This window comes from Permianibacter fluminis, assembly GCF_013179735.1.
Lineage (GTDB): Bacteria > Pseudomonadota > Gammaproteobacteria > Enterobacterales > Permianibacteraceae > Permianibacter > Permianibacter fluminis.
In genome coordinates this window covers 229624-241827 of record NZ_JABMEG010000001.1, presented here as the reverse complement: position 1 = coordinate 241827, position 12204 = coordinate 229624, and the positions used below count along the sequence as shown (strand labels likewise).

Genomic DNA, 12204 nt, shown 5'->3' with positions numbered 1-12204 from the left:
CCGATCTGATTTCAAAAAACGGTGTGGTTTGACAAACACGTTTGTCCAGCGCGTTGGCGACGCGTTGTCCGGTTCAGGATACCTGCGAGTCCTGCAGTAACTTGTGCTGCGACCGGCGCCATGATTTGCGCCAGGCCAGCAACTGCCACAGCAGAACACCGAACAGCATCAGCTCGATCAGGGCGGCGCCGAGCAGGAATGCCTTGAGTCGACCGACGGCGGCAACGGTGTCGGCATTGTCCTCGGTCACCAGCATCTTGAAGCCGGGCATGGCACCGGTCAGCAGGCCGGCCACTTGTTCCGGTAAACGGCCGAAGCGGGCGGCAAACGCCACCACCGCATTGCTGTCGTAACTGAGCGGATCGTTGCCCCACCACAAATACCATTCATTGGCGCCGTTGCGAAAATAGGTCAGCGCTTCCGCGTCATCATGAAAGCCGAACCGGCCTGCTTCCAACCGTTCCCAGAGGATGCTCTGCGGGCTCTGCAGCAGACGCTGCCGAAACTCCAGCGCCGACAGACCTTCGCCGCTGTTGGCATCGCGCGGATAAAAGCCGTTGAACACATCGATCATGCGCCAGCGCTGCGCCGCTTCGTCCCAGATTTCGTTGAAGGTGTGGCCCCAGCCACCGAAACCATCAAATGAGAACGACCATTGCCGGACCGGAATATCGGCGGCATAACCGAGCGCATTCAGCACCTTGGTGTAGTCGGCGCAATAACCGGCACCGCTGCGTTCGATGATCTGCAGCGTTTGCAACGTCGGCTTGGCAATCATGTTGCCCTTGCGCGGCCGGCCGGTCAGCGCCTTGGCCAGCAACAGGGTTCGTGACCAGACGTTGAGATTCGCCGGTTGCTGCAAGCCATGCCACTGCTGCAGTGCGCTGGGCACCGGCGCGTGTTCGCGCTGGAAATCGGCCGGCCAGTTGGCCGGCGTCCAGTCGAAGTCGCCAGCCTTGCCGCGCTCCGCCAACAGGGCATTGCGATAGCGAGTGACTTCGGTGCCGTGCTGATCGCGCAAGATCGGCAACACGACCACGAGCGCCAGCACCAGCATCGCGAACAGCGTGCTGGCGACCCGTTGCCAGTGTGGTCGTTTGCTCATGGCGATGGCGTCCGTCGCGGTCTTACCAGGCCAGACCGAGGTACTGACAGGGCAGATCGCTGATGTCTTTCAGCGGCGCCAGATCGATCAGTTTGTGCTGGGCTTTCAGCAAGGGTTTCAGTTCCGCGTGCACCTGCTTGTCGCCGCTGCCGAGGATCAGCACGTCAGCGTGTGCGACCACTTCTTCCAGGGTCGGCCGCAGCAGTTCGCCGATATGCGGAATATGTTCCTCGATGTAACGCTTGTTGGCGCCGAGCAGCCGCGACAGATGCACTTCACCGTCATACACCGCCAGATTGACGCCCTTGCCGAGCAGGCGCTCGGCCAGCGTCACCAGCGGGCTTTCGCGCAAATCATCAGTACCCGGTTTGAAGGCGAGACCGACCAGCGCGACTTTGCGCGAGCCGAGTGACAACACCTTGTTGATGGCGTGATCAATATGCACGCGGTTCGACGGCAACATGCTGCCGGTCAGCGGCAGATCGATGTCGTGGTTTTTGGCCATGTACATGGTCGCGCGCAGATCTTTTGGCAGACAGGAACCGCCGAAGGCAAAACCCGGACGAAGATAGGCAGTCGAGATATTCAGCTGCTTGTCCTGGCAAACCAGTTCCATCACTTCAAACGGATTGACCTTCAACGGCTCGCACAGGCGCGCGACTTCGTTGGCGAAGGTGATCTTCAGCGCGTGGAAGTTGTTGCAGCAGTACTTGACCATTTCGGCGGTGCGAATGCTGGTGCGGTTGAACTGGCAGGGCAGGTGGCCGAACAGATCCTTCAGCACTTCTGTGGCCCGATCGGAGTCGGTGCCGATGATGGTGAACGGCGGTTTGTCGTAATCCTTGATCGAGCTTCCCTCGCGCAGGAATTCCGGTTGGAAGCCAACCGAGAAATCGACATTGCGCTTCTTGCCAGACTGCTGCTCGATGAGCGGTACCAGCAACTCTTCGACCGTGCCGGGCACCACCGTTGAACGGAAGATGAAGACATGGTGCCGGTCTTTGTTTTTCAGCGCTTCACCAAACTGGCGGGCGATGCTGAGCAGGGCACCCTGATCCTGGCTGCCGTTATACGATGACGGTGTGCCGACGCAGATGAACGACAAATCGGTTTCACGCAGCGCTTCGCTGACCTGATCGGTAACGGTGGCGCGGCCACTGCTGATGACCTGCGCCATCAGCTCCTGAATGCCTTCCTCGACAATCGGCGATTTGCCGCTGCGGATCAGCGCCAGCTTGTGCGGATCGATATCGACACCAAAAACACGGTGACCGTCACGGGCCAGACAGGCCAGCGATACCGCGCCAACATAACCGAGACCAAAAATACTGATATTCATGATGCGCTTCCCTGTTCACAGTATCGGTCGGCTGCCTGCGGCAACGACCGGGAAAAAAACTTTAAAAAAATGAGTAAACTCAAGCCCTGGCTGGTGCCGCGTTGCCGCGTCGCAGGCTGGCCTGCTTCTGCGCTTCGGCCAGTATCGCATCCAGTCGCAGCATCGATTGCGGCCAGTGGTGATGCGACAACATGCGGGCCCGACCGGCTTCAGCCAGTTGCTGACGCTTGTTGCGATCCTGCATCAGGCTGAGCACCGCCGCTGCGATGTCATTGGCGCTGTCAGCGACCAGCAAATGTTCACCGGCAACGCAATCGACACCATCGGCCGCCAGCGAACTGGTCACCACCGGCACGCCCATCGCCAGCGCTTCGAGAATCTTGTTCTGGGTGCCGCGGGCGATGGCAAGCGGCGCCACCATCACGGCCGAACGCCGGACATAGGGTTGCACTTCCGGCACCGAGCCGGTCACGATGACGCCCGGCAGTTTGCCCAGTGCGCGAATTTCCGCGCTGGGATCGGCGCCAACGATGACCAGCTTGGCACTTGGCCGCACGGCCTGGATTTTCGGCAGCACGTCCTTGCAGAAACGCACCATGCATTCCTGGTTTGGGTAGTAGTCCATCCGGCCGATAAAGCTGATGGTGTCGTCGTCGTAATCGCTGCCGTCCGGTGCGAACACGCTGCTGTTGACGCCGTTCGGAAACCAGTCGCTGGCCAGCCCCGGCGACAGCTCGCGCAGCGTCGCCAGCTCCATGCGGGTGGTGGCCGTGCAGTAATCAAATTTGCGGCTGAGCCGGCGCTCGGCCCGCTCCATTTTCTTGCCTTCCCACCAGTAACCGAGATTCAGCGGGAACGGTTTGTAGTGGGCATACTCCAGCCACTTCTGGGAATCCATGTCACCGAAATCGAGCACCTTGACTGCGTCGTCAATATCTTCGACATACTGGGCGACAGACGAGCAGTGGACGAAAATCAGGTCATAGCGATGTTCGGCATGCAGTTGCCTGATGCGTTGCTTCAATTCGGGAGAATAGAAATAGCCCATCGACGACGGCGTCGGCACCGGTAATCGAATAATCATCCGCAGCGTTTGCCAGGGCTTGCTGACCACCGCGCATTCGGTATGAGCACAGAACTCGCGCAGACCTTTGCCTTCATCGGCCTCGGCGGCGGAGCGCGCCAGCGAGCAGACATGCACTTCATGCTGCTGCGACAGATGCTTGATCATGTTGAACGGCCGAATCTTGCCACCGCGCTTGGGCGGGAACGGGAATCGGTGACAGACATACAGAATTTTCATGGCGAACTCGTCAACGCAGTCGCGTCAGGCAGCGACTTTCAGCAAATCTTCTTTCACCTGCTCGACGCTGTGACCATCGAGATACAGGCGACACCACAATTCCAGATTCAGCAGCGCCTGCAGGTGATCGGTGTGATCGGCCTGCTGGCTCAAATGCTCCTGCATGACCCGTTGCACCGCCGCCGGATCAAACAGGCCGCGGGCGGCAACGGTTTCTGCTGACAACACCTGCTGCATCAGCGGCAGCAACTGGCCGCGCAGCCAGGCGCCCATCGGCGCGCCAAAACCGCGCTTCTTGCGATACAGGATTTCGTCCGGCAACAGCCCACGCAGCGATTTTTTCAGCAGCGATTTCAGTTCGCCGCCGCGGACCTTGATCGAGGCCGGCATGCTGGCGGCCAGCTCCAGCAGCTCATGATCCAGCAACGGCACCCGACATTCCAGCGACACCGCCATGCTCATCTTGTCGGTCAGCAGCAGCAGATCGTCCGGCAGCTGCGTTTGCGCGTCGACTTGCAGCAGACGGTTGATGTGGTCCGGGTTGTTGGCGCGGGCAAAAGCCTCGTGCACCGGATCGCGGCTGTTGTGTGACTTATGGCCGCCGGCGTCCTTGGCCAGCAGGGCGCTGATGGCGTCCGGCGCGAACACCTGAACGTAGCTGCGGTAGCGATCTTCAAACGGCATGTCGGCCGACAGAATGAAACCGCGTGCCAGCCGGGCCAGATCCAACCAGCGATTATGGCGATCCGATGGCAACCGCTTGGCAATGGCGCGCAAGCCACTACGAGCCATGGCCGGCAGTTTCTGATAGCGGCCGGCATAGTGTTCGCCAAGATAACGGCGATAACCACCGAACAATTCGTCGCCGCCAACCCCGCTCAGGATCACGGTGACATCGCGGCGGGCAAATTCCGACACCAGATAGGTGGTCAGAAAAGCCGAGTCGGCCATGGGTTCATCAAGTTGCCACAGCAACTGCGGCAGCAACCGGGCGACATCCGGCTTGACCAGAATTTCGTGGTGCTCGGTGCCAAACAATTCGGCGACTTTGCGCGCATACGGCAGCTCGTTGTAGTAACGGCTGGCGGCATCGCCATCGAAACCGATCGCGTAGGTTTTGACCGGGCCGCTGGCGTGCTTGGCCATGTAAGCCACGACAGCGCTGGAGTCGATGCCGCCGGACAGGAACGCACCGAGCGGAACGTCGGCCACCATCTGCATCGCGATGGCGCGATCCAGTTCGGCGCGAACTTTTTCCTGCCACTCGTTTTCACTGTACGTCGCCAGTGAACTGCCAATCGACCAGTAATTTTTTAGCCGGAGTTCGCCGGCCTTGATGATGGCGACCGTGGCCACCGGCAATTTCTGGATGCCGGCAAACAGCGTCTGCGGCGCGGGCACATAACCCAATGACAGATAGGCCGGCAAAGCGTCCTTGTTCAACTCCGGCCGGATGCCGACCGGGAACAGGCTTTTGGCTTCCGAAGCAAAGCTGAAGGACTTGCCATCAAAATGGTAATACAGCGGTTTGATGCCGATGCGATCACGGGCGACGATCAATTGTTCGCTGCGGCCATCCCACAACGCGAACGCATACATGCCGTTCAGCTTTTGCAGCAGCGTGTCGAGACCCCATTGCAGATAACCCCAGAGGATCGTTTCGCAATCGGAGTGCGAGCGGAACACGTGGCCGGCTGCTTCCAGTTCACGGCGCAAGGCCTGAAAATTGTAAACCTCGCCATTGGCAACCAGCGCCAGCTTGCCGGCTTCGGCGACAAATGGCTGGTGGCCACCGTTCAGATCGATGATCGACAGCCGGCGCATGCCGATGCCAATCGGACCGTCAGTAAAGGCGCCTTCATCGTCGGGGCCGCGATGGATCATCGCATTGCCCATCGCGGTCAAACGCTCGCGCGGAACCGTCTGGCCGTCAAACCGCAGTTGTCCGTAAATGCCGCACATGATTAGACCGACTCCGGCGACGTATTGGCCAGGAAGCGGGCGAACATCATCAGCGTCCACAACGGTGCGCTGAAGTCACGCAGCCCGGACTGATGTTGATCGAGTAGGGTTTGCAGATATTGCCGGTTGAACAGACCGCTTTCCGCCAGTGGTCCGGTCAACAGTTCATTGCGGATGCGTTCGCGCAGGGGGCCGCGGAACCAGCTGGCCAGCGGCACGGCGAAGCCCATTTTCTTGCGGTACATCAAGTCATGCGGCAGATGCGGCGCCATGGCCTGCTTGAGCAGATATTTGCCTTCACCGTCGTGCAGTTTCAATTCGGGCGGCAGACCCGACATCCATTCGACAAAGCGGACATCAAGGAACGGTACCCGCACCTCGAGCGCGTGCGCCATCGAGGCGCGGTCGACCTTGGTCAGAATGTCGCCGACCAGATAGGTTTTCATGTCGAGATACTGGATCAGTGACAGCGGGTGCTCGGTCGGCGCGTTGGCAGCATGCGCGCGCATGACTTCGAGCGCGCCATAACCTTGCAGCGTCGATTTCAGTTGCGGGCTGAACAGATCCCGGCGCATGTCATCCTTGAAAATACTGACCGCGTGAAAATAGGCCTCAACGCTGTCACGTGCCAGACCTTGGAAGGTCGCCTTGGCCCGGATGAAGCGCGGTGCGAAATCCAGTTTCGGGTAGACCTTGCCGAGAAAGCCGAAGACATTTTTGCGCAGACCGAGCGGTAGCCGCTGACGGACCCGCTCTTCCCGCATGTGCCAGAGGTAGCGGCGATAACCGGCGAGGTTTTCGTCACCACCGTCACCCGACAGCGCCACGGTGACCCGTTCACGTGCCAGCTGACAGACCCGATAAGTCGGCAGTGCCGAGCTGTCGGCGTAGGGCTCGTCGTAGAGCCGGGCCAGTTCGTCGATCAGCGAAAAATCTTCCGGGTCAACTTGGCGGACGCTGTGATTGGTATGGTAACGCTGGGCGATCTGGTTGGCGTATTCAGACTCGTTGAACTTGGGGTCGCCAAAACTGATCGAGCAGGTGTTGACCGGCTCGCGACTTTCTTTTGCCATCATCGCGACGACAGCGCTGGAATCGACGCCGCCCGAGAGAAACGCGCCGAGCGGCACTTCGGCCATCAGCCGCACGCGTACCGCTTCCTGCAGCCGCTCAGCCAGTTCATCGCGGGCCGCAGCGGCACTGGCGACGGCAACCGGTTCAAACGGCACATCCCAGATGACTTTCGGGCTGTTGACCCGGTCGCGGGTGATGAGCAAAGTCGAGGCCGGTGGCAGCTTTTTCGCATTGACAAAAATCGTTCGCGGTTCGGGCACGTAGCCGTAGGCGAAATAATCTTCGACGGCGATCGGGTCGAGTTTGCGCACCATGGCCGGGTGAGTCAGCAGCACTTTCATTTCGCTGCCGAAAATCACTTCGCCGGTTTGCAGCTCGGCGTAGTACAGCGGCTTCTTGCCCATGTGATCACGGGCCAGAAAAAGGCAGTCATGCCGGCTGTCAAAAATGGCGAAGGCAAACATGCCGCGCAAGCGGCGCACGCAGTCTTCACCCCATTCCAGCCAGGCGTGCAACAACACCTCGGTATCGGAGTGCGTGTGAAAGTGATGGCCGGCCCGCATCAACTCTTTCTGCAGATCAAGAAAGTTGTAGATTTCACCGTTGAAGACGATGACCACTTTCTTGTCGTCGCTGTACATCGGTTGCTGGCCGGAGGCCAGATCGATGATCGACAGGCGGCGGTGACCCAGACCAACGCCGCGGCCGATATACAGACCGGATTCGTCCGGGCCACGATGGACAATGCTGTCGGTCATCCGACGCAACAAGCCCTCGTCCACCGTTCCGGGCGTGCGCAGGTGAAACAGACCGGCAATACCGCACATAGCGTCAAATTCCTTTTGGATGAGCAGCGAGCAATTGATCGTACAGCGCCTGATAGCGCTCCATCATGCCCGCCAGACTGAATTCGGCAACGGCGCGCGCGCGCGCCGCAACACCATGACGACCAAGCAAGGCGCGGTCATCGACATAACGCCGCAATGCTGCGGCCAGCGCTTCCGGTTGCTCGGCCGGCACCAGAAAACCGGTTTCGCCGTCGACCACCAATTCGGCGTTGCCACCGACCCGGGTAGCCACGACTGGCAAGCCGCTGGCCATTGCTTCCAGCACGGTATTGGAAATGCCTTCGGCGCGGGAGCCAAGCAGAAAAACATCAGCGTGACGCAGGCGCTGGGCGACATCACTGGCGGCGCCGGGCAGTTGCACACAGTCACGCAGGCCAAGCGCTTCGACAAACTGGCGGCAAGCGTCCAGCAGCGGCCCGTCACCCACCAGCTCAAGCTGCATGGGCTGTTGCGGTCGCAATTGCCGGATGGCGGCAAAGGCCCGCAGCACATTGAGCGGATCCTTGACGTCCTGCAAACGACCGACGCTGATGAAGCGCAGCACCTCGTCGCGCTGACCGGTATTGGCCGGCGTGAACCGATCGCAATCGACACCGTTGCAGATCACCCGGACCTTGTCGCTGGCGATGCCGACCGAGTCGCGCAAATACCCGCCCAAATCCTGCGACAGCGCCACCACGGTTTGCGCCAGCGGCAACAGCCAGCGGCGCAACATTTGATAGCGCTTGTTGCGGCCATCGAGATCGCCGACATCGCGACCGTGTTCGCTGTGCAGCCGCGCCGGCACGCCGGCCAGCCACGACGGCAGCAGCGCTTCCAGTGCCGACAGATTGCGGGTGTGGATCAAGTCCGGCTGCAACTGGCGCAGCAATTTGTACAGCCGCCACCAGACCGCGAGATCAAGTCCCGGCTGTTTTTTCAATTCGAAAATTTGGACATCGCTACGCTGCAGCCGGCGCGCGAATTCCGGATCGTGATCGGTCACGCAGATGATGACGTGCCGATAACGGCCGGTCGGCAAATGATTGATCAGGTTGACGACGCCATTTTCCAGACCGCCGACCGCGAACCGGAACAGCACGTGCGCCAATAACGGCCGCGGTTCGGTCATGGCGTGACACTCCCGGCTTCGGCCAATTCTCGCAAGCGTTGTTGCAAGACCGGCAGCAAACCGGCCAGCCGTTGCTCCAGCTCGGCATCGGTCATGCTGCTGGCACGGGCAACGATCAGGTGCAGCGCCGGCGCTGGCCGACGGGCCAGACGTGCCTGCATTTGCTGCCACTTGGCGCGCCAGTCCCGGCCTTGCACGCTGTCGGCAAACACATACAGGGTGTGCACCAGCAGCGCTTCGCCGGCCGGATTGCCGAGCCGCAGGCCATCAGCTTCTACGCCGCTCACAATCCGGCGATCCGCTTGCAGGCGGCGCCAGCGTTGCTTGTCGTACACGCGATGTTTGTCGTTGACCAGTTCATGGCCGCGGCTGTCATTCGGAAAATAGCCGATGATGACTTCGAGCTCGTCGTCGCGCAGCACTTGCACCTCAGCGGCGCCGAGCAGTTGCGCGCCGAGCGGCTCGCTGCTTTGAACTTGCCACGATGCCGGTAGCGACGTGATGGCCAGCATTGGTGCCGTGTTCGCCGCATCCGTGCGCTGCAGCGCTGCCGGCAAACTGACCAGCAGCAACGCGCCGATCAATACGGCGTAAGGTTGCCGGCTCCGGCGTTCGGTTGTGCTGCTACCAGCGCCCGGTGCGTCCGGACCGCCATCGGAGAAACTGCGACCCAGCGCAAACAGCAGGAAGATCACCACGCCGAAGAAAATCCAGCCGTAGATCAGATGATCGACTCCGACCGCGTATTCGTTGTTGGTCAGGTGGGCGGTCAGGATGATGCCGAACGCGCGCACGCCATTGGCAATGATCGGTACCACCGTGCTCAGCGCGATAAACAGTGCGCGACGGCGATAGGAACGGTATTGCAGATACGCATAGACGGTACCGAGCGCCAGTGAAGCGATCAGGTAATTGATGCCGCTACAGGCTTCCTCGACCAGAAAATCGCCGTTGGGCAGCGCGATAAAATGACCATCGCGAAACACCGGAATGTCAAACAGCCGCAGCAACCAGACCGCCATGTCGGCGGTGACATCCTGCAGCTGCGGCACCAGAAATTCGCCGAACGGCACCATGAACCAGAGATAGAGCAGCGGGAACAGCAAACGCCGGCAAATCTCGGTACCGAGCACCGTCCACACCAATGCTTGCACGCTGAGGATAAACGCAAAATGCGCAGCCACCGCAACGCCGGCGAGTTCTGCCAGCAGCAACAGCAGGCTGGCGGCCAGCAGCAGCAGCAGCCCCAGTGCGCTGGCTTGCGGAGTCAGCGTGGTGACGTATTGCCGGCGTTCGTAAACGAGATAAGCGCTGATCAGCGGAATGACCAGACAGTGATTGAAGGTCTTTGACCGCCACCAGATGGCAAACATGTCCTGCGCCAGTTGCCACTGGGCAAACACCAGCAGCACGATCAAACCGATCAGCAGCGTCAGTGCTTTCGCCCAGCGCGAAGCTGACGACGTGGTCGGCTGGTTCGGGGTAGGCAGTATCGTGGCGTCGGTCATGGTTTACCCCAGATGCCGCGACAGCATCGGACCAAGCAGGCGGGCAACCGGCAGCGGCAGCCGTTTCCAGGTCTCGATGAACAGTTTGTATTTCGGATTGAGCGGATTGACATCCGGCATCTGTTTGGCCTTGACCAGAAAATATTCGTAGGCCAGTGGCTGCGGCTCAAAGCCCCAATTCTTTTTGAAGTGATAAGCGCCGGTGTCAATTTTGCTGCGGCCGTAATCGAACAGTCTGGCGCCACGCTCACCGGCGTGTTTCATCAGCGCCCAATACAGCATGTCGTTGCCGGCCAGTTGCCTCGCCAGCATGCCACCGCCGCCGTAGTACGGCAGCACTTCGTCGCGGAAATAGAAACTCATGACGCTGGCAACCGCGGCGCCGTTTTTGCGCACCGTCAGAATCTCACAATCATCGCCGAACACGTCGCGCAGTACCCGGAAATAGCGGCGCGGAAACACCGGCGTGCCGAGATTGCGGACACTGGTGTCGTAGCAGTCGAGAAAGTCGTTCAGCTGTTCGTCGATGCTGTGGTCCAGACCATTGCCGATGGCCTTGCGCACCATGGCCCGCTGTTTGCGCGGAATGGCATTCAGATCCGCCTCGGCATCACCGGTCAGGGCGCGGCGAAAGGTCACGTGCAGCGATTTGCGCGGCCAATCATCATGTACGGGCTGGCGGTTGCGCACTTCGAGGGCATCAACCTGCAGTGACGTGGCGAGTTGTTGGGCTGCCTGATCGAGCGCCTGCTGCACGTCGTGATCATCGCTCAGGATGCCGCCATACACACAGAACGGCAGCGCCACCAGGTTGTGACCGAACAGCAGGCTGCGCACCTCTGCCAGCGGATAAACGCCGACCAGTCGCTCGCCGCGTCGGGCACAGAGAAAATGGCTGCGGTGACCGAGTCCTTCGGTCATCACCCGTTGCCAGCCTGCCAGATGGAAAAAGCTGCCATCCGGATGTTGGCGGACGTAGGCATCCCACTCGGTGGCGAGCGCGGGGCTATACGGTTGTATGCTGATTGGTGTCACACGCACATCCATGGCGTCGGTTATCGCTGGCTGGGATCACTGCAAATCGATGGTCGGAGCGGACTGCGGCAGAAAAATTTCGTCCATCCGGCCCCACTGAAAATCACTGAGCAAACGTTGCAAGCGCGGCGCCATGCGGCGCAAATTCAGGTAGTGGCGAACCCGGGTACGCAGATCCAATTGATTCGGCCGCGGCTGGGCCGGATCAATTTCCCACGGGTGAAAATAAAACACCGCCGACATCTGATCGCGCCGGTTGACCCGTTCGATCAGTTTGCGCGACAGCGCATACGGGAACAGCCGGAAATAACCGCCGCCGCCAGCCGGTACATTGCGACTGCCGAACTGCGCGGTGGTGACCGGCACTTCCAGCAGGGTCGGTGCCCGGGCCGGAAAAAACGGCTGCCGCGGCGCGTCCGGAATGCCGTAGAGATCGTGATGAACCGGATAAATGCTGGAGCTGTAGCGATAGCCGGCGGCCGCCAGTTCATCCAGTGCCCATAAATTGGCGCGGGTGATCGAATAGCTGGCGGCGCGATAGCCGGTGACGCTGACCCCGGCCATGTCTTCCAGCAGGGTTTTGGTCTTGCGCACATCGGCGGCAAACTGTTCGCGATTCTGCTGGTGCGCGCGGGTGTGTTCGTAGCCGTGGCTGGCGAGCTCGTGGCCATTGTCGACAATGCGTTTGATCAGCGCCGGGCAACGCTCAGCGACCCAGCCGAGCGTGAAGAAGGTGGCCCGGATGCCCGCGTCGCTGAACAACTGCAGCACCGTTTCGGTGTTGCGCTCAACCCGCAGCGGGGTTTTTTCCCAGTTTTCACGCGCGACATACGGCTCCATCGCGGACACCTGAAAATAGTCCTCGACGTCGACCGTCATTGCGTTGCGCAGCAATCCAGCTGCTTGTTGCGAGTCCTGC

General features: G+C 60.5%; 9 protein-coding genes. All 9 read right to left on the bottom strand.

Annotated features, from left to right (window positions below; translation table 11 throughout):
- Positions 1 to 73: 73 nt before the first annotated feature.
- On the bottom strand, positions 74 to 1105 hold the full coding sequence (locus tag HPT27_RS01075; RefSeq protein ID WP_172237695.1) for a hypothetical protein: 1032 nt from the start codon (positions 1103 to 1105) through the stop codon (positions 74 to 76).
- 22 nt (positions 1106 to 1127) lie between these two features.
- Positions 1128 to 2444, bottom strand: coding sequence for a nucleotide sugar dehydrogenase (locus HPT27_RS01070; RefSeq protein ID WP_172237692.1), 1317 nt, complete (start codon positions 2442 to 2444; stop codon positions 1128 to 1130).
- Between the two features lie 79 nt (positions 2445 to 2523).
- Positions 2524 to 3747 (bottom strand): TIGR03087 family PEP-CTERM/XrtA system glycosyltransferase, encoded by a 1224-nt coding sequence (locus HPT27_RS01065; protein WP_172237689.1) that lies wholly within the window; start codon positions 3745 to 3747, stop codon positions 2524 to 2526.
- Positions 3748 to 3771: 24 nt separating this feature from the next.
- Positions 3772 to 5709, bottom strand: a complete 1938-nt coding sequence (gene asnB, locus HPT27_RS01060) for an asparagine synthase (glutamine-hydrolyzing) (protein ID WP_172237686.1) — start codon at positions 5707 to 5709, stop codon at positions 3772 to 3774.
- 2 nt (positions 5710 to 5711) lie between these two features.
- The gene (locus HPT27_RS01055) at positions 5712 to 7610 is read right to left on the bottom strand and encodes an XrtA/PEP-CTERM system amidotransferase (protein ID WP_172237683.1); all 1899 of its coding nucleotides are present in this window, start codon (positions 7608 to 7610) and stop codon (positions 5712 to 5714) included.
- 4 nt (positions 7611 to 7614) lie between these two features.
- Positions 7615 to 8742, bottom strand: coding sequence for a TIGR03088 family PEP-CTERM/XrtA system glycosyltransferase (locus tag HPT27_RS01050; RefSeq protein ID WP_172237680.1), 1128 nt, complete (start codon positions 8740 to 8742; stop codon positions 7615 to 7617).
- Positions 8739 to 10250 carry an exosortase A gene (xrtA, locus tag HPT27_RS01045; RefSeq protein ID WP_172237677.1) on the bottom strand — a complete coding sequence of 504 codons (1512 nt, stop codon included), beginning with the start codon at positions 10248 to 10250 and terminating at the stop codon, positions 8739 to 8741. The genes HPT27_RS01050 and xrtA overlap by 4 nt, the downstream gene beginning before the upstream one ends.
- A gap of 3 nt (positions 10251 to 10253) precedes the next feature.
- Positions 10254 to 11285: a FemAB family XrtA/PEP-CTERM system-associated protein gene (locus tag HPT27_RS01040; protein WP_211197802.1), complete on the bottom strand. Its 1032-nt coding sequence runs from the start codon at positions 11283 to 11285 to the stop codon at positions 10254 to 10256.
- A 36-nt stretch (positions 11286 to 11321) separates the two neighbouring features.
- On the bottom strand, positions 11322 to 12179 hold the full coding sequence (locus tag HPT27_RS01035; RefSeq protein WP_211197801.1) for an XrtA system polysaccharide deacetylase: 858 nt from the start codon (positions 12177 to 12179) through the stop codon (positions 11322 to 11324).
- Positions 12180 to 12204 lie beyond the last annotated feature (25 nt).

What these genes read in the sequence shown, in the direction of transcription:
- HPT27_RS01075 (WP_172237695.1), bottom strand. Translation starts at nt 1,105, where the DNA reads ATGAGCAAACGACCACACTGGCAACGGGTCGCCAGCACGCTGTTCGCG.
- HPT27_RS01070 (WP_172237692.1), bottom strand. Translation starts at nt 2,444, where the DNA reads ATGAATATCAGTATTTTTGGTCTCGGTTATGTTGGCGCGGTATCGCTG.
- HPT27_RS01065 (WP_172237689.1), bottom strand. Translation starts at nt 3,747, where the DNA reads ATGAAAATTCTGTATGTCTGTCACCGATTCCCGTTCCCGCCCAAGCGC.
- asnB (WP_172237686.1), bottom strand. Translation starts at nt 5,709, where the DNA reads ATGTGCGGCATTTACGGACAACTGCGGTTTGACGGCCAGACGGTTCCG.
- HPT27_RS01055 (WP_172237683.1), bottom strand. Translation starts at nt 7,610, where the DNA reads ATGTGCGGTATTGCCGGTCTGTTTCACCTGCGCACGCCCGGAACGGTG.
- HPT27_RS01050 (WP_172237680.1), bottom strand. Translation starts at nt 8,742, where the DNA reads ATGACCGAACCGCGGCCGTTATTGGCGCACGTGCTGTTCCGGTTCGCG.
- xrtA (WP_172237677.1), bottom strand. Translation starts at nt 10,250, where the DNA reads ATGACCGACGCCACGATACTGCCTACCCCGAACCAGCCGACCACGTCG.